Consider the following 22,485-nt stretch of genomic DNA (forward strand, 5'->3'; position numbering starts at 1 on the left):
TGATCGCTGCCGGTGAGGGATCGTCCAAGGGGGCTATGACCTGCCGCGGGTCCAGCTTTCGGCGCCCTTCACATCGACAAAGATGCGATATACCCCGCTCGTTGCGGTGATAAACATACGATAGCCGTCGGGGCCGCCGAAACAAAGATTGGAGACAACCTGCGGGACGCGTATTTTGCCGAGCAGCGTGCCGTCTGGCGCAAAGCAATGAACGCCATCGGCGGCAGAGGACCACAGATTGCCCTGAGCGTCGCAGCGCATTCCATCCGGCAGCCCGGTGTCGATGCTGGCGAGGACCCCCGCATCCTGCAGGCCCGCCCCGATCACCTTGAATTGCCGGATCACGGAAGGCACGGTGTCATCGTGACTGGAGCCACTCTCCGCGACATATAGGCGGGTCTCATCGGGCGAGAAACACAGCCCATTGGGTTGCGCGAAATCTGTGACGACCGCGCTCAACTCCCCATCTGTTCCCAGCCGGTAGACGTTGCGGGAGGATTGTTCTGGATCAGCCTTGTAGCCCTCGAAATTCGAAATGATCCCATAGGTGGGATCCGTGAACCAGATCGTGCCGTCCGATCCGACGACCACGTCGTTTGGTGAATTGAGCCGCTTGCCCTCGAAGCTGTCGGCGAGAACCGTCAGGCGACCATCGGTTTCCGTGCGCACCACATCGCGGTGTCCATGACGGCACCCGATCAGGCGCCCCTCGCGGTCGCGGGTGTTGCCGTTGTTGAACCCGGACGCGGTGCGATAGGTCGACAGCCCTTCGGCCTCGGACCAGCGCAGGATGCGCTGGCTGGGAATGTCGGAGAATAACAGGCAATCATGATCGCCGAACCAGACGGGCCCTTCTGTCCAGGTGAACCCCTCCGCGATGAGTTCAAGCTCAGACATGGGGTGAGCCAGGGCTCTAAAGCGATCATCGTGAATTTCCAAATGCGGGGGTGTCGAAATCATATGCGACCCTTCCTTGTGCTTGCGGCGATCACAATGGCGATGACAATCGTGCCTGTGAGGACGTTCTTGGCGCCTGCTGCAGCGCCGTAGCTGTTGAGCATCGAGATTACGAGGAACATGAAAAGCGAGGCGCCCCAGACCCCCGGGACGTTGGAGTTGCCGCCCGCAATCGAGCTGCCGCCGATCACAACAACGGCAATCGACATCAGCAGGTATTCCGCGCCCATGTTCAGGGCGGCGCCCCCGGAGAAGCTGGCCAGCAGGTAGCCCGCAAGACCGGCAAATACGCTGACACTCAGATAGGTTGTGGCGCGGACAAATTCGATAGGCACGCCAGCGAGCCGGGCCGCGCGCATGTTCTGCCCGGTTGCCAGGAGCCATCGTCCCCAGACCGAACGCTCCAGCACGATCCAGACGACAACGGCGAGGGCAAGCCCGACCCAGGCGACATTGGGGATGCTGAGAAACCGACCTGTGGCAAACTCGGCCAGCTCCTGTGGCGGTTTGATCCGCAGCCCGCGGTTCGACCAGATCGCGAGCGACTGGTAGATCAGCGAGGCGGCGAGCGTCGCGATGATCGGCGGCAACCGCAAAAGGAAAATGAGCGCGTAATTCGCGAGCCCTGCGCCCAACCCGACAGCCAGTGCAATCATCAGGCCCAGAAGGGCGGTGCCTGGCATCGACGCCATCGCTTTCAGCGCCAGTGTTGCCGCGAGTGTCATCGTCGCCGGGATCGACAGGTCGACGTTGCCGGGCCCAAGCGTGATCACCAGCATTTGACCCAACCCGACGATGGCCGCGAATGCCCCGAAACTCAGCGCGGCATAGGCAAGCTCTCCCGCGCCTCGGCCAGATGTCAGCCCGATGGTGAGCACAAACGTCAGAGCAGCAGCACTCCACGACCAGATCCACGGTTTGGACAGGAGGTTCATGTCTCGCCGCCTTTCCGGCTGAAGATCAACCGCGCCGTCAGCACGAGGATCAGGATCGCTCCCTGCGCGCCGATCTGCCAGTCCGGGGAGAGACGCAGGAAGCTCAGGAAAGATGCCGCGAGCGTCAGCGTCAGCGCGCCGATCACCGCGCCCACGGGGCTGACCTTGCCACCGACGAATTCACCACCGCCAAGGATCACACCGGCAATCGACAGCAGCGTGTAGCGCAGCGCGATATTGGCGTCCGCAGAGGTCGTCAGACCGACCAGCGCCATGCCCGCCAACACCCCGAAAAACCCGGCCAGACCGTAGGCACAGGCCTTGAGTTTCAACACCGACCACCCGGCGCGTGCGACCGATCTGGTGTTGCCGCCAACCCCGCGCAAAACCGTGCCGATCCCGGAGCGAATGATCAGAAAATGCGTGAGGATGGCGATGAGGATCGAGGCCACCACGGCCATGGGGGCGAATGGCGGCTTGACGGTCATCAATGTGCGCAACCAATCAGGGCTGGCACCACCCGGGCTGGGCAGGATGAAAAGCGCCAATCCGCCCCAGACAAAGGACATGCCAAGGGTGACCACGATCGCGGGCAATTCCAGCGCGTGGATCATCGCGCCCAAGGCGGCATAGCCCAGGATCAACGTCACAAGCATGGCAAGACCCAGGGCAGGGGTGTCAAGCAGGTAGGTCGCGGTGATACAGGCGACCAGGCTGACAAAGGCGCCCAGCGACAGATCGATGTCGTTGACCATGATGATCATCATCTGCGCGATGGTCGCCAAAGCGATGGGCACGGCGAGGTTGAAAAGCAGGTTCAGTCCAAAATAGCTCATCGCGCGGGGCTGCATCCAGAAGGTGGCGGCGAGCAGAACGGCCAGAGATACCACCGGCAGAAGGATCCTGTAACGGGACAGGGCGTTCATGAGGCGGTTTGCATCTGAAAAGAAGCCTCCAGTATTTTCTCTTCGGTGATGTCCGCGCCGGTCAGTTCGGCGCTGATCGCGCCGTTTCTGAACACAAAGACACGGTCGCATTGGCAGGCCTCTTCGGTCTCGGTCGAATACCACAGGAAGGTACGGCCCCGCGCGGCCTCGGCGCGCAGCATGGCATAGACGTCCTGTTTGGTGCCGATGTCCACACCGCGCATCGGGTCATCCATGACAACGATCGGGGCCGGACTGGCCAGCGCGCGGGCAAAGAGCACCTTTTGCTGATTGCCGCCTGACAGAGACAGGATCGGGTTTTGGACGTCATCGGTACGGATGCCGATGCGCGCTTTCCAGTCTGCGGCAACGCGGGCCTCACTGGCTGTATCGACAAGACCCAGCTTTGCGCCCTGTCTCAATACGGAGATGGAGATATTCTGCAGGATCGACCACAGCGGCAGCACGCCGTCGCGTTGCCGGTCCCCGGCCACAAAGACCACATCGGGCGACGTGCCGCTGCGCCAGGCGGAGGAGCGTGACAGGAAAAGTTGCGCCAGTGCCGCCGCCTGTCCGTGACCGGCCAGCCCGGACAACCCGACGATTTCGCCGGCCCGTGCGGCCAGCCCTTGCGGTGTCCGCACAACCTCTGCGCCAAGAGCATGTGCGACGATTGCTGTTTCGGGATCATCTGCCGCCACATGGCCCATGGCATCGACCAGCGCCTGCCGGGTGAAATCCTCCGTCGGGTGTTCGGCGACAATATGGCCGTCTTTCAATACCGTAACGCGGTTGGCGACCTCAAAGATTTCCCCCAGCATGTGCGAGATGAAGACCACAGCGCCGCCCGCCGCGCAGAACCTTTTGACGTGTGCGATCAACTGACTGGCGATCCCGGCATCCAGCGCAGATGTCGGCTCGTCCAGGATAACGAGCCGCGCACTTGTGCCGCGCGGCGCAAAGGCAATGGCGATTTCGACCATCTGGCGCTCGGCGATACTCAGGGTATCAACCTCGGTATCTGCGTCTATGCCGTGGTTTGGAAAAACCTCATCAAGGCTGGCGCGGATTTCCCTGCGCGCTTGGCGGCGCCAGTGGATCCCTTTGAGCGCGTTGTGTGAGATGCGCAGGTTCTCGGCCATGGTCAGGTTCGGACACAGGGACAATTCCTGAAAGACCGAGCGTACACCCGCCTGCATGGCCGTGTCGCCAAGATCAAAGGCGATATCACCCTCGCTGGCCTGAAGCCCGCCATTGATCAGATTGACCAAGGTGGATTTACCGGCACCGTTATGCCCCACCAGACCGATGCAGTCCCCCCGCGCGATCGACAGGCTGACCCCGTCCAGCGCACGCACCGGTCCGAAGTGTTTCTTTACCCCGGTCAGTGTGACGATCGGCGCACTCTCGTATTCAGTCATGAGCGCTCCACAAAAAAGACAGGCGGGCAGACCTCAAAGCCCACCCGCCCGCGCGGAAGAAAGTTAATTGGCCTCTGCGATGACCGCCTGGGCATCTTCCAGCGCGTAGGTCACATTGGCCACCGACCCTTCGGGCGTGTTGGCCAGCGTCTCTTGCAATGTGTCCTGCGTCACCTTCAGGAAAGGTACCGTGAGATCTTTTGGCACTTCTTCACCGGCCAGCACCTGTTGCGCCACCCAGAAGGCCAGCGTGGACACACCCGGCGCGATGGAGAGCGACAGCGTCTCGTACCCATTCTCGGCGTGCTGATCCGCCCACCACTGCATTTCGTCCTGACGGTTGCCCAGAACAATAAGCGGCGTCGGGCGCCCGGCAGCTTTGAAGGCCTGTGCCGCGCCATAGCCATCGCCACCCTGGGTCACAACACCGATGATCTCGGGCAGGGACGGCAGAATGCCTGCGACAGCCTTCTGCGACACATCCTGTGCCCAATCGCCATGTACGGAGCCGACGATCTCGAACTGCTTGTGCTCCTCAACGCCCGCGTGGATACCCTCGCTGATCTCGTCGTCAACGAACACTCCGGCAAGGCCTCGAATTTCCAACAGCTTACCGCCCTCTGGAAGACGTGACGAAAGATAGTCGACCTCTGCCTTGCCCATCGCTTTGAAATCGACAGCGATGCGCCACGCACAGGGTTCGGTCACGATACCGTCAAAGCTGACGACGGTGACCCCGGCATCGCAGGCCTCCTTGACCGCGCCGTTCAGGGCGGTGGGCGATGCGGCATTGATGACAATGGCGTCATAGCCCTGCAGGATCAGGTTCTGGATCTGTGCCGCTTGCTCCGTGGCCTGGCTTTCGGAGGTGGTATAGGCGTCCGCGGCTGCGACGACGCCGTCGGCAACGGCGGCGCTGCCCATCTCTTCCCAGCTTTGCAGCATGGCCTGGCGCCAGGAGTTGCCGGCATAGTTGTTCGACAAGGCGATCCGTTTGTCTGATGTGTCGGTCAAATGGGATCCTGCGTGACCTGCGCCCGCAATCAAGGCAATGCTCGCCGCGCCGAGCAGCATCTTCGAAATCTTCATTTTTTCCTCCCTAATGCGCATGTTCATGCGCTGTTTACCTGCTCAAAAAGAGCACAGTCTGGGGAAGGGTGCGGCTGGTGCGTGCGAGCTGTAAAGACAGTCGCCCGCAGATGTGTTGCGGGTTCCCGCAAGTTTTGCAGGCCAAAAGGTGCTTTTATTCCCCGTATGACTCGGCAAACTTGCGTAAACGCGCAGGGTACGGGGGAGAAAGGCTATGTCTCAGGCTCAACTGGCGCCTCAACGCAGCGATGTTTTCCTGCGGATTTCGGCGCATCTGGCGCAGCGCACGGATATTGCTTCTGCGCTTGAAGCGGTTGCGGATGAGATTGCGGAGGTGATCCCGTTCACGCATGCGGATCTGTGCCTGATCGACCGGCCCGGCTGGTTGGCGAGCTACGAGGTGGGCATCCGCACCCGCTGGTCGCGCGCCCGCACCCGCGTGGATGTGTCGCCCATCCGGGATCTCTTGACCGGCAAATGCGACTACATGCTCTGTGACAACGCGATGCAGGATCCGCGTCAGACCTTCAAGGATGCCTGTTCGGAGCCGATCTTCAATCACAAGCTCCGCTCACGCGTACATGTCCTGATGAAGGTCATGGGCCAGCCGATTGGGACGCTGAACATCTCCCACTCAACACCGGCGCGGTATGACGCGGACACGGTGGCGCGGGCCCAGCATATTGCGGATGCGCTGTCGCCTTACTTTCACGCGCTGCACACGGCGGAGCTGGCCCAGCGTGCCACGCAATTCGAACAGGAAGCCCGCGCGCGCGAGGAGGGGTTGCGCAGGGGCGCTCTGGAACTGACCCAGGCTTTGGAGCAGGAACAGCAGCGCATTGGCATGGACCTGCATGATCAGACCCTGGCGGATCTGACGCGGCTGCTGCGTGACGTCAACAAAGAGGGCTCTCCGGAGGGTTCAGAGCTGGCGCGCCGCATATCGGAGACAATCGGTGATCTGAGACGGATCATCGATACGGCTGTGCCAACGCTGCTGGAGCTTTTTGGCTTTGCGCATGCGGTCCGGGTGCATCTGGAGCGCGCGGTCGGCATCGAAGCGATCGATATCGAGGTTACCGATCAGACCAATGGCGCAGCGGACCGGCTTGAGTCCACTGCGCGTTCCGCGCTTTTCCGCATTGCACAGGAGGCCATCAACAATGCTGTCCGTCATTCGGGCGCCCGCAAGATTGATGTGAACCTCGAACAGGCCTCGCCAAAGGGTCTGGTGATGACGATCCGCGATGATGGCTGTGGTATCCCGATGGATTTACCGCGCCAGTCGGGGCTCGCGAATATCCGGACCAGAGCGCGGCTGATCTCGGCGCAACTGGATATCCTGGGCGAGAATGGCACGACGCTGCGGGTGACACTTGAGGAACCGTCATGAAAGTCCTTGTTGTCGAGGATGATCAGTTTCACGCTTCCTATCTGCAGGATGCGCTGTCCGAAGCGCTGCCCGAGGTCACCGAGATCATTCACGCCGTGGACGGTGCTGAAGGAGAGATTGCAGCACGGCAGGGCGATATTTCCGCCGTTGTCATGGACCTGCAGATGGAGCGGCGGAACGGGATTGAGGCCGCCTGTACGCTATGGGCGGAACGGCCTCTGACCCGCGTCTTGTTTTGGTCGAACTATGCCGATGACGCCTATTTGCGCGGGATTGCACAGATTGTTCCGGATGACAGCGCCTATGGGTATATTCTGAAAACCGCCTCACCGGATCGGCTCAAACTGGCGCTGAGGGCGGTTCTGGTGGAGGGCCAGATCATGGTGGACCGGGAAATCCACCGGCTCCAGAAGCAGAGCGCTTCCCCGCGCACCCGGCTCAATGACAGCGAATTCGCGGTGCTGCTGGATCTGGTGCTCGGCTTGCAGGACAAGCTGATCGCGAAACGGCGCCGCATGTCCCTGCGCACCGTACAGAACCGTTTGTTGTCGCTCTATGACAAGCTGGGCGTAGAGCAGGAACATGATGAAAATATCAGCCTGAACAAGCGCGTGCGCGCATTGAACCGCGCGTTGGTGACGCGGACAATAAATGTCGAGACGCTGGAGGCGGCAGAGCGCGACCTGGAAAAATGGTTGAAATCGACGGGGTGAAATTGACAGGTCCGCGTTGCGGGTCCGGCTCTTGGCGGGTCAGCCAAAGCACATGCGAGAGGCTTCGGTGCGATTGCGTGCTTTTGTGCGTTTGAGAATGGCCGAGATGTGCAGTTTGACGGTCCCAATGGTGATGGACAGCGCGGTCGCGATCTCTGAATTCGATGCACCGGCGTGCACCATCTGCATGATCTCCAACTGTCGGGCCGTCAGAGCCTCTCTTACGGCGACGCGGCTGCTGTGTTCGCGTTCCTTTTGTGCCGGGCTCGCCTCGACCATGGCGCGCGCGGCTGAGAGTGCTTTGGTGAAGGCATCAAAGCTGCGTCTCACTTCCATCGCTTGCGGCGACAGGCCGGAGGGTCCGCTTTGTTCAGCGGTCAGCAAATGGTCGATGGCGTCGCTCAACGCATTCAGCGGGGCGGACATGTCCTGAGCGGCGATTGCGGCATAGCGGCCTTCTGAAACCTCATTCCGCTTCGCGTCCCTCAGGGCCCGCTCAAGCGCCTGCAAGGCCTCGCGCCGGTCGGTGACGTCGAGCGCTACGCCGTCCCAGATCACCGTGCCATCCGCCATCCGACGGGGCTGTCCGAGGGAGCGCACCCATTTGTATCCTCCGCCCGGGAGAACAACGCGCACCTCTTCGTCCAAAGTGGAAAGCCGCGCGGCGGAATCTTCCAGCGCTGCGACAAAGCGCGGGCGATCCTCATCATGAATCCAGGCGTGATCGACCGCCTCCGCAGCCATGAGCGCCGTCGCATCCAGCCCAAAGGCCGCCTGAACTTCGCCGCTGACATAGGTGTAACGATACTTGCCGTCAGGTGTGCGCAGACGCTGCATCGTATGTCCGGGAAACACACCCCCCAGCAGCGCGGTGACATCATGGGTCAGGGAGAAGTCGGTGTCAGTCATATATCTAAAGATATAGATAAATGAGATAACCAGCAATAGATATATAACTTTTTGTATTCAATCTCGTGATTCTGCTCTATGCAAGATGCAATCGCGGTCAGAAATTGACGCATTCGGGAGGAGATAAGCGTGGATAAGATCATCATCGAGGCGCGTGTGAACGAGCTTGCGACGCGCCGCGGTAACCCGCATGTGCCCTTTCTGCCGCATGAGATCATTGCCGATGCCAGGGCCTGTTATGATGCAGGCGCATCTGTTTTTCACTACCATGGCCGCAAAGAAGACGGGGCCCCCGATCACGCCCCCGAATTCTACCTGGAAACCAATGCAGGTATCCGTGCGCAGTCTGACATCCTGATCCATCCGACGCTCGGCTATGTCGCCAATGACGCGGATGCGCGCGACCGGTTCGCGGCCGTCGAGGCGATGATGCAATCCGCGGACACCGCGCCGGACTTCGCGCCGATGGATTGCGGCAGTGTCAATGTGGACTGGTGGAACCCGGAAACCGGCAGTTATGACACCACGGATCTGATCTACAAGAACTCAACAGCGACGCTGATGTATTTCGCAGAGCGGATCGATCACTATGGCCTGAAACCCTACCTGGTCAGCTGGAATGTGAGCTTTACCCGGCAGATCGAACAGTTTCTGAAAATGGGCGTGCTGCAAGACCCGGCCTATGTCTGTTTCTGCATGACGGATGAGATCATCTTTGCCGGTCACCCGGGTACGCAGGCCGGACTGGATGCGCATACGGCGTTTCTGCCGAAAGACTTTCAGACGGTGTGGACGGTCGTGAATTACAAGGGCGATCTGTTCCAACTGACCGAGAATATCATCCGGCAGGGCGGCCATATCTCCATTGGGTTGGGCGATTACGCCTATATGGACGGCGCGCGCCACATGACCAACGCGGAAGTGATCGACAAGATCATCGCCCAGGCCCGCAGTCTGGGTCGCGCGCCTGCGAGCGTCGCGGAAACGCGGGAGATACTTCAAATGCCAAAAGTGAGAATAGCGGCCTGAGCCGCAAGATAACTCAATGGGAGGAAAGACAATGACACTGAAGCTGAAACTCTTGGCGGCTGCAGGTGCCGCCGTATTTGCCAGCGCAGCGGGTGCTGGCGACCTCAAGATGCAGACGTTTCTTGGGGCAAACGCATCGACCACCAAGGCCTTTGAGGCGATGGCCGCAAAACTGAAAGAAGACACCGGCGGCGAGGTCGCGATCACCGTGTTGCCCGGCGGTGCGGTTGTGGGTGCGGGGGAGACGATTGATGCCATTCAGAACGGCTTGCTGGATGGGCAGTACACCGCGCCCAGCTACTTTGCGGGCAAGGATGCGGCCCTTGGCGTGTTGGGCGACACTCTGGCCGCCTATCCCGACAGCGCCACACGCGACCGTTGGTTCACCGAAGGTGGCGGTCTGGAACTGGCGCGTGCGCTCTATGCAAAATACGATCTGCATCTGGTTTGTCCGGTCTACTGGCCATCTGAACAGATCCCGTCAAAGGTCGAAATCGGGTCGGTCGCTGATCTCGATGGGATCAAGATGCGCGCGCCCGGGGGGCTGGCCTCTGATCTGCTTAGCCGTGCCGGAGCCGCGCTTGTGACAATGGGCGTTGGCGAAAGCGTCACGGCGATGGAAACCGGCGTGCTGGACGCAACCGACCTTGCCAATGTGGCATTGAACGTCGCGCTGGGCATGCACAATCAGGCCAAGTATTCGGTGCTGGCCCGTCACTCCATGGCCGTGACCGAGATGTCGGTGTCTCTGGACAAGTGGAACGCGCTCTCGGCTGAGAGCCAGCAGAAGTTCGAAGCTGCCTGCAACGCCATGTCGTCCGACCTGCAAACCACGCTGAGTGACGAAGATGCCGCCGCCGAAGCCAAAGCCAAAGATGAACTGGGCGTGACCTTCATCGCCTTCGGGGATGAGGACGCATCGAAGTTCCGCGCGATGACAAATGAGGTCTGGGCCGACTGGGGTGCCAAATCTGCCGACGCGCAGGCCGTCGTCGACAGCCACAAAGCCTTCATGGCCACCATTGGTCTGAACTGATCCTGCCCATCACCGGGGTCGGCTTGCAGGTCGGCCTCCGTCGGAGCCGCAAATGACAATTCTGGACCGCTTTGCACTTTGGCTTGGCCGCATGACGGCCTGGTGTTTTGGCGCGATCATTCTGGTCATGGTCTACGAGGTGACGGCCCGATACGGGTTCAATGCGCCCACAGCCTGGGCCCATGAGACATCGGTCCTGCTGGCCTCATTCGGGTTTGTGTTCGGAGGGGCCTTCTGCATGGCGGAGGGCACCCACATGCGCATCTCGTTTCTGGTGGACAAGCGCCCTGGGCTGGCACGGTTTTCAAACGAGCTCAGCCTTGCAGCGGGCGCAATCTACCTTGCGGGCCTGTGCTATGCGTCCTGGCGGATGGCGGAAAAGGCGCTGTGGCGGTTTTCGATTTCCGGTGCGTGGGACCCTGAGCGCTCAGGCAGTACGCTTAATTCGCCCTTGCCGGGCTACCTCAAGGCGCTCCTTTTCGTGGGCTGTGCGTTGTTTCTGCTCTTGGTGCTGAACCGCATGATCCCGCGGCGGAAATTCTGATGGACATCGGCACGCTCACCCTGCTGATCATCGCGGCGATGGCGTTGATGCTGATGCTGGGTGTGCCGCTGGCCTTCGTGTCCGGCGCGATTGCGGTGGTTCTGACCGTTACGCAATTCGGTTGGAATGCGCTCTTTGTGGTGGGCAGCCGTACGGTGGAATTCCTCGACAGCTTTGCCCTGATCGCGGTGCCGATGTTCGTCATCATGGCGTCAATCATGGAGAAATCCGGCGTGGCAGGTGACCTCTACCGCGCGTTCCATGTCTGGGCAGGCGGGCTGCGCGGCGGGATCGGGGTGGTCACCACCTTTGTTGCGGTGCTGCTGGGCGCGACAACGGGGATCATCGGTGGAGAGATTGTGCTGCTGGGGCTAATTGCCCTGCCGCAGATGCTGAAACTGGGATACGATAAGAAGCTCGCCATTGGCACGATCACGGCGGGTGGCAGTCTGGGCACCATGATCCCGCCATCGATCATCCTGATCTTCTATGGGCTCACCGCAGAGGTCAGCATCTCGCACCTGTTTCTGGCCACGCTGATGCCCGGGCTGATGCTGGCGGGCTTTTACATCACCTATATCCTGATCCGCTGCGGGCTGAATCCCGCCATGGGGCCACCGTTGAGCGCCGAGGAACGCGACATGCCATTGGGCGAGAAGCTCCGACTTTTCGGCGGAGTGCTTTTGCCGATGCTGGTGGCAGGCGGTGTGCTGGTGTCTATCTATGCCGGGTTTGCCTCGATCACGGAAAGCGCTGCACTCGGTGCCTTTGGCGCGGCGGTTGCCGCATGGGTTCGCGGACGGTTCAGCTTCGAGATGCTGCACGATGTGCTGGTGCAGGCTCTGCGCACCTGCGGCATGGTGTTCTGGCTGGTGTTCGGGACCAACGCGCTCATCGGCGTCTACAATCTCATGGGAGGCATCGACTTTGCCCGCACGACGCTGGGCGGTGTCTCGAACGAACCCGCGGTCATCCTCGCCGTGATGATCGGTGTCTTCGTTCTGCTGGGGTTCTTCATCGACTGGATCGGCATCCTGTTCCTGACGATGCCTGTGTTCCTGCCGGTGCTGACGTCGCTGGGCTATGATCCGATCTGGTTCGGCATCGTCTTCAACCTGTCCATGCAGATCGCTTATCTGACGCCGCCCTTTGGGCCCGCCTGCTTCTATCTCAAGGGGGCGGCCCCGCCGGGCGTGACCTTGCAGGACATATTTGCCGCGCAGTGGCCCTTCATCGGCATCCAGATTGTCGCCCTGATCATCGTTGTGCTCTGGCCGGGTCTGTCGCTGTGGCTGCCGCAACTGGTTTACGAGTGATCCGACATGGCTGATGCTTCGATCCTCGATACGCTCCCGCGTCCTCAGACAAACCGGCTGAGTGGGAAGGACCATCTGGCGCTGCTGGAACAGATGATGCGGATCAGACAGTTTGAGATACGCGCCAAGGAGTTGTTCCTGAAAGGCGTGATCAAAGGTACGGCGCATTCATCCGTGGGGCAGGAGGCGATTGCCGTCGGCGCCTGCCACGCGCTTGAACCGCGCGACTTTCTTTTGACCCACCACCGGGGGCATGGCCATACCCTCGCCAAAGGGGCGGATATCGGACGGATGTTCGCGGAGCTGATGGGCAAGGCCGAAGGCTATTGTGGCGGCATCGGTGGGTCCATGCATATCGCGGATTTCGACCTCAATATTCTTGGGGCCAATGGGATTGTCGGGGCAGGCATGGGCCTTGGCGCCGGGGCGGCACTGGCGGCCAAGCTGGGCGGCGATGGATCGGTTGGGATCGCGTTTTTTGGCGATGGCGCTTCCAACGAAGGGATATTCCACGAAGCGATGAACCTATGTGCCCTCTGGAAGCTGCCGCTGATTTTCTTTTGCGAAAACAACCAATACGGTCTGACGACGGCCACGGAAAGCGTGATTGCCGGTAAGGGCATCGCGGCCCGTGGCGACGCCTACGGCATCCCCAATACAGTTATTGATGGCAACGCGCCGGTTGCAGTTTTTGAGGCGGTGGAAAAGGCTGTGTTGCGCGCCCGGGCAGGTGACGGCCCCACGCTGATCGAGGCGATGACCTATCGCTGGGATGATCATTCGATGCGCGCCAACCTCGCAGGGTACCGGAGCGCGACCGAAGAAGCCGGCTGGCGGGATCGTGATCCAATTGCGCGCCAGCGGGCGCTTGTGCTTGAGACAGGCGAGGTCGACGCAAGTGTTTTGGAAGCGCTGCAAGAGAGCGTGGCCGCGGCGGTCGAGGAGGCGATCACCTGGGCGTCAGACCTGCCCGAACCGGAGCTTGCCAGCGCCTTGCAAATGGTAAAGGTGCCGCTCGGTAAACCCGATCTGCTGGAACCACCACCCGGCACACGGTCGCTGACCTACAAGATGGCGATCAACGAGGCCTTCCATCAGGAGATGGCACGCGATGAAACCGTGATCCTGATGGGCGAGGATGTCGGCCCTGTCGGAGGCATCTTTGGGACCACCACGGGTCTGCACGCAGCATTCGGGCTTGAACGGGTGCGCGATGTGCCCATCGCCGAGGGCGTTCTTGCCAATTGCGGTGTCGGTGCAGCGCTGCGCGGGCTCAGGCCGATCATCGAGATTCAGCTGTTCGACTTTGTCACGCTGATGATGGATGCCATCGTCAATCAGGCCGCCAAGGCGCGTTTTATGCTGGGGGGCAAGGCGCGCGTGCCAATCGTCTTTCGCGGCCCGCAAGGGGCGGGCATCCGGCTGGCGGCGCAGCATACGCAGTCGCTGGAAATGCTCTTTGCCAACGTGCCGGGGCTGGAGGTCTATGCGCCCGCGTCCGCCTATGATGCAAAGGGGTTGATGGCCGCGGCCATAAGGTCCGACAACCCGGTTGTCTTTCTCGAACACAAACTTCTCTATCTTGGGGCAGAGACACCTGTCCCGGAGGCACCCTACGAGATCGCCCCCGGAACGGCGCGGATCGTCCGCAAGGGCCGTGATTGCACGGTCATCGCCACCTTGGCGATGGTTGAGCGTGCCCAGCAGGCCGCCGAACGGTTGGACAGGAAGGGGATCAGCGTTGAGATCATCGATCCGCGCACGATCAAGCCGCTGGATATGAAGACAATCCTGACTTCGGTGCGCAAAACCAACCGGGCTGTCGTGGTGCATGAAGCGCCGCTCTTTGGCGGCTTTGGCGGAGAGATCGCCGCCAGCATCATGGAACAGGCCTTTGACTGGCTGGATGCACCCGTTGTCCGCGTGGGCGCACCTGAGATGCCGGTGCCCTACAACGACCGGCTTGAGCGGGACTACATGCCCGATGCCCGAGATATCGCAACCGCCATCGAAACCGCCTGTTACAGGAGTTAACCTATGCCCAAGCGCCAGGTCATTGTCCCGCAAGGGATGGAAAACATCTATGATACCTACCACTACGCCCCCGGTATTCTGGTGGGCGATACGCTGTATTGCTCTGGCCAGGTGGGCCGCGATGCGGATCTGAACGTTGTTGAGGGTGTGGAGGCGCAATATACCCAAGCCTTCGAAAATATGGGCAAGGTACTTGCTGCCGCGGGGGCCGATTGGGATGATGTGGTGGAGCTCGAAAGCTGGTTTGCCCCTGACATGGGTGATCTGAAAACCTTCATGGCCGTCAAAGATCGGTTCTTCACCAACCTCTACCCTACCTGGACGGGCTTTGCCGTGCGCGGCTTTTCGATGCCTGGCATCATCGTCGAAATCAAATGCAAAGCCATCCTCGGGCTGACGTCATGAGCTGCGATCTCAAATCCTTGCTGGCTCGCGATCAGACGACGCTGGGGACATGGACACAGATTGCGGCCCCTGAACTGATTGATTTGATCGGGCTGAATGGCTTTTCCTTCACGATCATCGACTGCCAGCACGGCCCTTTTGGGATCAGGACGGCGGAACGCCTCGCGCGGGCGGCGGATGCCAACGATGTCGCTTGCGCTGTGCGCCTGCCTGACAACGACCCGGTGCAGATCATGAAAGCGCTTGATGCGGGCATCCGTCACGTGGTGATCCCTAATCTGGAAACCGCAGAAGCGGTGGAGCGCGCCATCGCGGCCACCCGTTTCGGGCCTCACGGTCTGCGCGGGGCCTGTCCATGCTGCCGCTCGGGCGGTCATTTCATTCGCAACTGGAGTGACTATGTCGCCGCCGAAGAGGCACGCGTGGGGGCCATTGCTTTGGTTGAGACGGCCAAAGGGGTCGAGAATATTGAAGCGATTGTGCGGGTGCAGGGCCTCACCGCATTGATGTGTGGTCCTTTCGATCTGTCGGTTTCCATGGGATTTCACGGCGACTGGCGCGCGGCGGAGGTGTCTGAAGCCGTTGAGCACATGGTTGGCACTGCTGTCGCAGCGGGGGTACCGGTGATGATGCCAGTATTTTCGCCTGACAAGGACGAGGCCAAAAACCTGATCGAGCATTGGCGCGGTCGGGGTGTTGCAACCTTCGTGATCGGGTCCGACAAAATTCTTATCGCGGATGCCTTTGCACAGTGGACGGGCAGTCTGGCAGGGCCATAGCTCAGCTCGAAACGCCCAAACGATTTCACCGGATCACAATGCGAGATTTCGCCAACGAACAATTGCTGAGCGCAATTTTCGACAATGTGGCGAAACGACCGCGGTGGCAGCTGGGACGCAGAGGGCCGTTTTGAGGCGCGCATTCTGGTCTGTTACTGTCTTTCGCCAAGAGGGAAGATCACACCGCAGTAAAATGCCCGTTTTGGAACAGCTGCCGGACGCGACGCAAAAGACCGTCGTAGCCGTTTTTTTCGCAAAGGCGGGTCAACTGTCCGACGATTGCTTCGCTGCCGGTCAATTCGCCAATCTCGTATCTGATGTCGACTTCCGCGGCCAGCAATTGCGCGTGAAAGGCTTCTGTGCCCGTCGGAATTGCAATATTGTACCCGGCCGTCAGTGCGCCGTGAGCATTTTCAATCTGGCCCAGCTTTGCATAAGCCCGTGCGCGCGGGGCTGACAAAAAGGCGGGAAGCACTTCGATGCGCGCGTGTTCGCAGATTTTCATGGCCTCGTTCAGAATATCGAGGCTTTGCGCGTGGTCTCCGCGCTGCAGATGGTAAAAGCCCAGGGAAATGCTGCCGAATGCGCGATCATAGGGCTTTGCTGATCGCCCAACCAAGGCTTTGACCTGCTCGCAAACACGGCCTGCATCTTCGAGATGGCCAGACAGGCTAAGCGAATTTGCATGGGTGCAGGTTCCCAGCACCGATAGGGTGCCAGCGGTTCTGTTGTTCAGGCGGTCATTTTCCGGCGTGAAGAGATGACCGAAGTCGGTTTCGATCTGAACGGCGGCGTCGTAGTCCGCCCTGAACCAATAGGCCTGGCTCAGCGCAAATGCAGCCGTGGCGATGAAACCCGGGGCACCCCTGTCGATGGCCCGGTCCAATGTCTGACGACCGATCTTGATCGCCTCGCGGAGGTCCGACAGGATTGTCATCATGATGGTCCGGTCGATGCTTGCGCCAAGCGCGGATGCATCATCTCCCACCTGCTGCGAAAGGCTTTCGATCTCGGCGGCGATGGCCATGATCTGTGTGAAATCCGCCTTGGGCAGCAGAGCGACGCGCAACCCCTGACGGGCCTGAATGCCGATGGACGCGGTTCTATGCGGATTAGCGTCGACTTTTTCGGCGCATTTGAGAGCTTCCCTGAAATGGATCACGGCATCATCAAAGGCCGCGCGCTCGATGGCCAGATGGCCGCAGCGCACATAGGATGACGCAGCTTCGACCCAGCGCTGCGATCTCTCCGCATGAAAGGCGAGGGACGTCATGGTCGCCAGGTCGCTGCCACGGCTCATACCATCGATGATGTCCACGGACACGCCGTGCAGATGCCTTAGCCGCCGTTTCGGTAGCCCCGAGTATGTGACCTGATGGATCAGCGCGTGGCGAAATTTTGCAACGGGTTTTTCAATGTTCTCGATGAGGTCGAGCTTGGCAAGCGAAACCAGGGATGCGTCATCTTCCAGACCTTCCCGGCGAAGCATCATCCGCAGTAAATCAACCGAGAACTCAGAGCCAATGACGGCCGCCATCTGCAATGTCTGGCGGGTCGCGGTGGGCAGCGCATCGAGGCGTTGCGCGATCAGGGGTTGAACACTGTCGGGGACCTTGAAACCACCGCCCTTGCGCCTGACTGCGGGCAATCCGGACGACTTCAGATTGCGGATGATTTCTTCGATGAAAAGCGGTGTCTGCCCGCAGATGTCATCTACGAAGTCACTCAGGTCTTCCTTGCCGTCCGAACGGGGCAGCAAGTTACTGATCAGATCGCGGCTTGAGGCATCATCGAGCGGCCCAAGCGTGATCTTGTCAATCGTTCCATCGGCATACCCGGGGACATCCGTCTCGGTGCGGGAGGTGACGATCACCAGAAGCGGGAAGGCCGGGGCAGCTGCAACCAGATGTGACACAAGCGTTTTGGTATATTGATCGGTCCAGTGTATGTCTTCAAAGACCAGAACAAGCGGCTTTTTTATCGATAACGCCTGAAAGATCGCCAGCAGCGCATCGACGATGGCCTCTTGTTGCAGCTTCGGACTTAACATCACCCAGGCCGGATCTTCGCTTTTGGAGTGCAGAACAGAGTAGAGTGCGTTTGCCCGCCGAGCGCGTTTTGCTGAATCCTGTTGCAGATACGGCATCAACTTCTGAGAGATGCGCGCAGGATCAGGGGTTTTCGGCAGGTCAAGCCAGAGGCCGAGGGTCCGGGAAATCGGCGCATAGGCCACCTGCCTGTCCAGCGCGGTGGCGCTGAATTCCAGCACCTCAGCAGCCGTATGGTCAATCTCGGCAGTAAACTCGTGAACCAGCCGCGATTTTCCGATGCCAGCCTCGCCCACAAGTGCCACGGCTGCGCCCGCGCCCGAGCGCGCCCGCGCCCAGGCCTGTTGAAGCCTGTCGAGGTCGGCTTTCCGTCCGACAAAATGCGACAGCCCGCGATCAACGCGCGTTTTCCAGCGAGAAACGGATTCGTTGCGTTTTTCGACTTCAAACAGTCTGAGCGGCTGATCCATCCCGCGCACGAAGGTTTCGCCCAACTCTCGAACATGAAACATCTCGCCAACAGCATCGATGACGGTCGGGGACACGGTGACAGAGTTATTGGCCGCCACGGACTGGATTTTATCGGCCAGATGCACGACAGATCCGGTCAAGGTCAATTCGTCGAAACTGGTGTGGGACAGATTACCAAACAATACCGGGCCGGTGTGGATGCCCACGCGAATGTCGACGCGGTCTTCCTGCATGTCGGCAATCCGCTCGACCACGGTCAGGCCGGCTTCGACAGCGCGCAGGCAGTGACTTTCATCAGCTGCGGGAAAGCCGAAAGCGGCCATGGCACCATCCCCCACAAACCGAACGGAGGCACCAAATTCTTCGCAGGTATCCATGATCAACTCGACCGCGGGCCCAAGCCGGTCCAAAGCCTCTTCCGGGTCGAGATCTTCGATCAGCGCTGTGGAACTGACAATATCGATGAAGACGATTGTACATATCTTCTGCTCGCGCGCTTCGATATGCACTTTACGATTTTTTCGACCTGGTTTCTCGTGGCGATCAGGCAAAGTTTTCTCCAAACAGGGCTGCATAAACCGCCTCGCGTGTATTATGATCTTTAACAACTTGCGGACACAAGAGGGACATTCAACTTACACTCTGAGGTTGTGTCTATTGACGTGGGAACAATGTTGCCCAATGAATTGGCAAGTTATGCAATCAGAAATTTGAAATAGGGGAAATTTCATGGCAGACGGCGAACACAAACACGGCTCCAAGCATCTTTCACTCGATGATGTGCAATCAATTATCGGTCGCGCGATTATGGACCGAGGTTTCCGTGAGGCATTCGTCAAGGACCCTGACGGCACGCTGAAAAAGATGCAGATCAGCACGACGGTTGACGGGGTCGCCGACGAAAAGGCAATCGCGCTGATCAAGGCCATTGCAGAAGCCTTGGGGGAGGGCAATCGCGGTGTCAGCCTCGAAGAGGCGCTAGAAACCCTTCGGAAATCCTATCTGGATTCGGCGGATGGCGTTATTCGTCCGAGGTGCGGCTAGGGCACCCCGCTCTTAGCGCTGGGAAATGACGCCGCATGAAAAGAGGCGAGGTGTTCATATTGTCTCCTTGCCCTTCACCTCGTTGCAATACCCGAACCTGGGTGCCAGCCTGCTGACGACGGCGCTGCGGGGTCGCGGCATAAAATGCGCGCTCGATTACTTCGCATTCGACTTCGCGACGAGGATCGGCGTTGAATCCTATCTCATGCTCTCCCATGAGAATTTTTATCAGGCATTTTTAGGAGAATGGATATTCTCCGATCTGGTTTTCGAGCGACCCGAAGATCTGGATATGGAATACCTCGCGACCGTCCTGCCAGACTTTGCGGAACCACTGGAGGTGCTCCAGCTCATGAGCCTCGCGCTGTCCGCACGCAGCAAAACCCGGGATTTCATCGACAGCTGTGCGGCATCGGTGGCCGCGCAAGAGCCTGCCTTGGTTGGCGTCACGACCTCGTTTCAGCAAAATCTGGCGTCGGTTGCCTTTGCTAAGGCTCTCAAATTGCGGGCCCCTCACATTCCGATCATCTTCGGTGGTGCGAATTGCGAGGCGGAGCTGGGCCAGAACCTGTTGAAACAGTTTGATGCAATCGATGCGGTCTGCAGCGGCGAAGGGGACATGTCCTTTCCCACCTTTGTTGAGATGTATCTGCAGACGGGCGTGCTCCCGAACGTGGCCGGTATCCTGACCAGAGAGGCCGGCGCGACCGATAGCCAGACAACGCCCGGTGTCCTCGACCTGGACGCTTTGCCGATCCCCGATTTCTCAGACTTTTACGCCAGCTTTGATGGCACACCCGGTTTGAGCGACCTGTTGCAGCCCGCGCCCACCATCGAAACCTCGCGCGGCTGTTGGTGGGGGGCCAAGCACCATTGCACGTTCTGCGGATTGAACGGAAATTCGATGGCTTACCGCAGCAAGTCGCCTGAGCGTGCCCTTACCGAATTCCGCCATCAAGCGGATCAGTATGGTGCCGATTTCGTGGTGGTCGACAACATCCTGGACTACGCCTATTTTGACAGCCTGTTGCCGATGCTGCGCGATGACCCGCACCCCTACCTGATGCACTACGAGGTCAAATCCAACCTGTTTCCCAAACATATCGACGCAATGGCCAAAGCCGGTATTCGCAAGATCCAGCCCGGCATTGAAACGCTCGATACCGGTATTCTGAAGCTGATGAAAAAGGGCGTTACGGCGCTGCAGAACATTCAGACCCTTAAGCTTTGTGCGCAGGCGGGTATTTTTGTCGATTGGGGTTTCATCTTCGGATTTCCCGATGAAGACCCGCAAAGCTATCAGCGGATGGCGGATCTGATCCCCCATCTGCACCATCTACAACCGCCCGCCGCGTTTGCGCCGGTGCGTGCTGATCGGTTCAGCCCATATTTTTCAAGACCGGCGGATTACAATGTCGATCTCTCTCCGGCCGCACCTTATCGCTATATTTACGCAGGCGTCGGCGAGGATCTCGGGCAATTCAGCTATCATCATCAGATGTCGGGCGCGGGCATTGATGCGGCGCATGAATACTCGCGTTGTACCCGGACCGCTGTCACCAACTGGATCGAATGCCACGGGCAGGCGCTCTACTATATCGAGGATCAAACGGCACAGGATTTTACGCTGATCGACCATCGGGGCCCGTCAAAGCGTAGATCGCACCTGAGCAGACTTGAATCGGATATCATCCGCCAGTGTAGCTGCATCAATTCATATCATCGCGTGGTCGAGCAACTGGCGCCCGATTACGAAACGAAAGAGATCGAGGCGGCAATTGACGGGCTGCTGGAGATCAGCGCCCTCGTGTCGGAACGTCGCACATTGCTTGCTCTCCCCCTTGCTGGTGGGGGCTATAAGTGTGCGCCCAACTGGTCGGAAATCCGCGCTCGAAATCTTCAGGAGGCCGGGCAAAGCGTCGAAGCGTGAGGGGCCAGGGTGATTTTTTCACAGGTGAATGAGTATATCCGTCTCATCTCCGCTTGCCGTGGCGTGGGAAGAGCCGGAACTGTCTCATTGGTACCGGGGCGCGAAGATTTGATCTACTTCAGTCGTCCAATGCCGATAACAGGAGATTGGCCGCAGCCTCTGCTGATCCGTCACCAGCCAGTGCCAAGGTGACAATGGCGCGCCGTGACGGTACATAAGCAGCAACGGCTTTCGCACCCTCAACGCCACCGGAGTGCCCAAGCCAGAGCGTCGGGCCTTCGGCAGTGGGCACGTCGTAGGCCATCACGCCCAGCCCGTACCAAAGACCGGGATCCGCCATCGGATAGAGGTCATGAAACATCTCTTCGACCTGTGCAGTGGGCAGAATATCTCCTGCAAAAAGGTCCTGCAGGAAAATCGCCATGCTGCCTGCATCGGCAACGACACCTCCGGCAGCCTGTGCGTGCGCCGGGTTAAATTGATCGGTTGCAAGTGGGGCCAAGTCAGTGAGGGGATCGTCCGGCGCCAGCACGCGTATGCGCGGTGCCCGGCTGCGCGACAGCACCAGGTCCGTTGCCGCCTGATGATAGGGTTTACCGGTTACCTCTTCGAGGACCACGCCGAGCAGGGTGTAGCCCGAGTTGGAATAGCGCCAATATGTGCCGGGGCAGGCGTAGGAGCCGCGCCGGTTCAGGACGTCAATAAGGTCGGGTAAATCCAGCACGGCACTGTTTTTGCGCACCTGCGCATCTTCATTCGCGCTGAACAAGCCGGAAGTGTGGTTCAGCAGCATTTGCAACGTGATCAGATCTCCGTTCGGCACACCGGACACATAATCGGAGATCGGGGTGTCGAGAGAGAGGCGATCATCGGCCTGCAGCCGAAGAATGGCCGCAGCGGTGGCGATTTTCCCAACGCTTGCCCAATAGTGCAATTGCTCTGCGCCGGAGCCCTCCTGATGCGCCCAGGGCGATCCACCCTCTTGCCAAACGGCGGCAGTCATTGAGCGGGCTTTGGTTGCCCGGAAGGCGGTGTCAAAATTTGCGGCGAGACGGGTTATTTCAGTTTCCGACAGACCGGATTGTGCTGCTGGGTTGAGGGTCACGCTCGACTTTGGAAGCGGGTCCCGCAGCGATGGTCCGGCATAGGTCGCAGGGGCGGAGCATGTAGCGGGCACAATGGGAGTTTGTGACGTGCAGGCGACGGCAACCGCAATGCCTGCAACTCCGACCGCGAGCATGACTTTCGCCAAATGTCCGTGCATGATCAGATGTCTCTTTTATGAAGTCTGACTGAGTAAAATGCCGTCGTGAAGGGGGCGTTGGGCTGCCACCGCAACGTTACGTATTTTTTGACCGACGTTCCAAGAGTGAAGCGCGTTTTTTCGTTCAAACAGGGCTAAGGAACCCCCTGGAAAAGAACCAAAATCAGCTTTGCGGCAGGCCGGCATTTTCGGTGTACTTCGCACTTTCACCTGACCAGCTTCTTCCGGTGCATTCTCTTGCC

The 22,485-nt window shown here is 59.7% G+C and carries 19 protein-coding genes; 11 read left to right on the plus strand and 8 right to left on the minus strand.

The window, feature by feature from the left end; genetic code table 11:
* Nucleotides 1–33: 33 nt before the first annotated feature.
* The 5 genes from Q1A63_RS16610 to Q1A63_RS16630 form a co-directional block, all read right to left on the minus strand.
* A complete protein-coding gene (locus Q1A63_RS16610) occupies nt 34–897 on the minus strand; it encodes an SMP-30/gluconolactonase/LRE family protein (RefSeq protein ID WP_298972736.1) in 864 nt (287 codons plus the stop codon).
* 59 nt (nt 898–956) lie between these two features.
* Nucleotides 957–1,892 carry an ABC transporter permease gene (locus Q1A63_RS16615; protein ID WP_298972737.1) on the minus strand — a complete coding sequence of 312 codons (936 nt, stop codon included), beginning with the start codon at nt 1,890–1,892 and terminating at the stop codon, nt 957–959.
* A complete protein-coding gene (locus Q1A63_RS16620; RefSeq protein WP_298972739.1) occupies nt 1,889–2,818 on the minus strand; it encodes an ABC transporter permease in 930 nt (309 codons plus the stop codon). The genes Q1A63_RS16615 and Q1A63_RS16620 overlap by 4 nt, the downstream gene beginning before the upstream one ends.
* Nucleotides 2,815–4,239: a sugar ABC transporter ATP-binding protein gene (locus Q1A63_RS16625; RefSeq protein WP_298972741.1), complete on the minus strand. Its 1,425-nt coding sequence runs from the start codon at nt 4,237–4,239 to the stop codon at nt 2,815–2,817. Before Q1A63_RS16625 ends, Q1A63_RS16620 begins: the two co-directional genes overlap by 4 nt.
* A 63-nt stretch (nt 4,240–4,302) precedes the next feature.
* On the minus strand, nt 4,303–5,328 hold the full coding sequence (locus Q1A63_RS16630; RefSeq protein WP_298972743.1) for an ABC transporter substrate-binding protein: 1,026 nt from the start codon (nt 5,326–5,328) through the stop codon (nt 4,303–4,305).
* Between the two features lie 214 nt (nt 5,329–5,542).
* Here Q1A63_RS16630 and Q1A63_RS16635 point away from each other — a divergent pair, with 214 nt between their 5' ends.
* A complete protein-coding gene (locus tag Q1A63_RS16635; RefSeq protein WP_298972745.1) occupies nt 5,543–6,721 on the plus strand; it encodes an ATP-binding protein in 1,179 nt (392 codons plus the stop codon).
* Nucleotides 6,718–7,434 carry a response regulator transcription factor gene (locus Q1A63_RS16640; RefSeq protein WP_298972747.1) on the plus strand — a complete coding sequence of 239 codons (717 nt, stop codon included), beginning with the start codon at nt 6,718–6,720 and terminating at the stop codon, nt 7,432–7,434. Before Q1A63_RS16635 ends, Q1A63_RS16640 begins: the two co-directional genes overlap by 4 nt.
* Before the next feature lie 39 nt (nt 7,435–7,473).
* On the opposite strand, the gene Q1A63_RS16645 is transcribed toward Q1A63_RS16640, so the two are convergent.
* Nucleotides 7,474–8,343, minus strand: a complete 870-nt coding sequence (locus tag Q1A63_RS16645; RefSeq protein ID WP_298972749.1) for a LuxR C-terminal-related transcriptional regulator — start codon at nt 8,341–8,343, stop codon at nt 7,474–7,476.
* A 129-nt stretch (nt 8,344–8,472) separates the two neighbouring features.
* Between Q1A63_RS16645 and Q1A63_RS16650 the strand changes: the two genes are divergently transcribed.
* The 7 genes from Q1A63_RS16650 to Q1A63_RS16680 are packed head-to-tail and all read left to right on the plus strand — an operon-like array spanning nt 8,473 to nt 15,486.
* Nucleotides 8,473–9,372 carry a 3-keto-5-aminohexanoate cleavage protein gene (locus Q1A63_RS16650; protein WP_298972751.1) on the plus strand — a complete coding sequence of 300 codons (900 nt, stop codon included), beginning with the start codon at nt 8,473–8,475 and terminating at the stop codon, nt 9,370–9,372.
* Between the two features lie 31 nt (nt 9,373–9,403).
* On the plus strand, nt 9,404–10,408 hold the full coding sequence (gene dctP / locus Q1A63_RS16655; RefSeq protein WP_299406832.1) for a TRAP transporter substrate-binding protein DctP: 1,005 nt from the start codon (nt 9,404–9,406) through the stop codon (nt 10,406–10,408).
* Between the two features lie 52 nt (nt 10,409–10,460).
* Nucleotides 10,461–10,952: a TRAP transporter small permease gene (locus tag Q1A63_RS16660; protein WP_299632254.1), complete on the plus strand. Its 492-nt coding sequence runs from the start codon at nt 10,461–10,463 to the stop codon at nt 10,950–10,952.
* Nucleotides 10,952–12,268: a TRAP transporter large permease subunit gene (locus Q1A63_RS16665; protein WP_299632255.1), complete on the plus strand. Its 1,317-nt coding sequence runs from the start codon at nt 10,952–10,954 to the stop codon at nt 12,266–12,268. Before Q1A63_RS16660 ends, Q1A63_RS16665 begins: the two co-directional genes overlap by 1 nt.
* A 6-nt stretch (nt 12,269–12,274) precedes the next feature.
* Nucleotides 12,275–14,302, plus strand: coding sequence for a dehydrogenase E1 component subunit alpha/beta (locus tag Q1A63_RS16670; RefSeq protein ID WP_298972759.1), 2,028 nt, complete (start codon nt 12,275–12,277; stop codon nt 14,300–14,302).
* Between the two features lie 3 nt (nt 14,303–14,305).
* Entirely contained in the window at nt 14,306–14,707 is a 402-nt protein-coding gene (locus Q1A63_RS16675) for a RidA family protein (RefSeq protein ID WP_299406843.1), read from the plus strand.
* Nucleotides 14,704–15,486, plus strand: a complete 783-nt coding sequence (locus tag Q1A63_RS16680) for an aldolase/citrate lyase family protein (RefSeq protein WP_299632256.1) — start codon at nt 14,704–14,706, stop codon at nt 15,484–15,486. The genes Q1A63_RS16675 and Q1A63_RS16680 overlap by 4 nt, the downstream gene beginning before the upstream one ends.
* Before the next feature lie 178 nt (nt 15,487–15,664).
* Here Q1A63_RS16680 and Q1A63_RS16685 read toward each other — a convergent pair whose 3' ends face one another.
* Entirely contained in the window at nt 15,665–18,514 is a 2,850-nt protein-coding gene (locus Q1A63_RS16685; RefSeq protein ID WP_299632257.1) for an adenylate/guanylate cyclase domain-containing protein, read from the minus strand.
* Nucleotides 18,515–18,734: 220 nt separating this feature from the next.
* On the opposite strand from Q1A63_RS16685, the gene Q1A63_RS16690 reads away from it, so the two are divergent.
* Nucleotides 18,735–19,049 (plus strand): Os1348 family NHLP clan protein, encoded by a 315-nt coding sequence (locus Q1A63_RS16690; protein ID WP_298972768.1) that lies wholly within the window; start codon nt 18,735–18,737, stop codon nt 19,047–19,049.
* 25 nt (nt 19,050–19,074) lie between these two features.
* Nucleotides 19,075–20,979, plus strand: a complete 1,905-nt coding sequence (locus Q1A63_RS16695) for a RiPP maturation radical SAM C-methyltransferase (RefSeq protein WP_298972770.1) — start codon at nt 19,075–19,077, stop codon at nt 20,977–20,979.
* A 118-nt stretch (nt 20,980–21,097) separates the two neighbouring features.
* Here Q1A63_RS16695 and Q1A63_RS16700 read toward each other — a convergent pair whose 3' ends face one another.
* Entirely contained in the window at nt 21,098–22,243 is a 1,146-nt protein-coding gene (locus tag Q1A63_RS16700) for a serine hydrolase domain-containing protein (protein WP_366524375.1), read from the minus strand.
* Nucleotides 22,244–22,485 lie beyond the last annotated feature (242 nt).

This window comes from uncultured Roseobacter sp. (assembly GCF_947499265.1).
Classification (GTDB): domain Bacteria; phylum Pseudomonadota; class Alphaproteobacteria; order Rhodobacterales; family Rhodobacteraceae; genus Roseobacter.

Coding starts and splice junctions, on each gene's coding strand:
- Q1A63_RS16610 (WP_298972736.1), bottom strand. CDS start 897: ATGTCTGAGCTTGAACTCATCGCGGAGGGGTTCACCTGGACAGAAGGG.
- Q1A63_RS16615 (WP_298972737.1), bottom strand. CDS start 1,892: ATGAACCTCCTGTCCAAACCGTGGATCTGGTCGTGGAGTGCTGCTGCT.
- Q1A63_RS16620 (WP_298972739.1), bottom strand. CDS start 2,818: ATGAACGCCCTGTCCCGTTACAGGATCCTTCTGCCGGTGGTATCTCTG.
- Q1A63_RS16625 (WP_298972741.1), bottom strand. CDS start 4,239: ATGACTGAATACGAGAGTGCGCCGATCGTCACACTGACCGGGGTAAAG.
- Q1A63_RS16630 (WP_298972743.1), bottom strand. CDS start 5,328: ATGAAGATTTCGAAGATGCTGCTCGGCGCGGCGAGCATTGCCTTGATT.
- Q1A63_RS16635 (WP_298972745.1), top strand. CDS start 5,543: ATGTCTCAGGCTCAACTGGCGCCTCAACGCAGCGATGTTTTCCTGCGG.
- Q1A63_RS16640 (WP_298972747.1), top strand. CDS start 6,718: ATGAAAGTCCTTGTTGTCGAGGATGATCAGTTTCACGCTTCCTATCTG.
- Q1A63_RS16645 (WP_298972749.1), bottom strand. CDS start 8,343: ATGACTGACACCGACTTCTCCCTGACCCATGATGTCACCGCGCTGCTG.
- dctP (WP_299406832.1), top strand. CDS start 9,404: ATGACACTGAAGCTGAAACTCTTGGCGGCTGCAGGTGCCGCCGTATTT.
- Q1A63_RS16660 (WP_299632254.1), top strand. CDS start 10,461: ATGACAATTCTGGACCGCTTTGCACTTTGGCTTGGCCGCATGACGGCC.
- Q1A63_RS16665 (WP_299632255.1), top strand. CDS start 10,952: ATGGACATCGGCACGCTCACCCTGCTGATCATCGCGGCGATGGCGTTG.
- Q1A63_RS16670 (WP_298972759.1), top strand. CDS start 12,275: ATGGCTGATGCTTCGATCCTCGATACGCTCCCGCGTCCTCAGACAAAC.
- Q1A63_RS16675 (WP_299406843.1), top strand. CDS start 14,306: ATGCCCAAGCGCCAGGTCATTGTCCCGCAAGGGATGGAAAACATCTAT.
- Q1A63_RS16680 (WP_299632256.1), top strand. CDS start 14,704: ATGAGCTGCGATCTCAAATCCTTGCTGGCTCGCGATCAGACGACGCTG.
- Q1A63_RS16690 (WP_298972768.1), top strand. CDS start 18,735: ATGGCAGACGGCGAACACAAACACGGCTCCAAGCATCTTTCACTCGAT.
- Q1A63_RS16695 (WP_298972770.1), top strand. CDS start 19,075: ATGACGCCGCATGAAAAGAGGCGAGGTGTTCATATTGTCTCCTTGCCC.
- Q1A63_RS16700 (WP_366524375.1), bottom strand. CDS start 22,243: ATGCACGGACATTTGGCGAAAGTCATGCTCGCGGTCGGAGTTGCAGGC.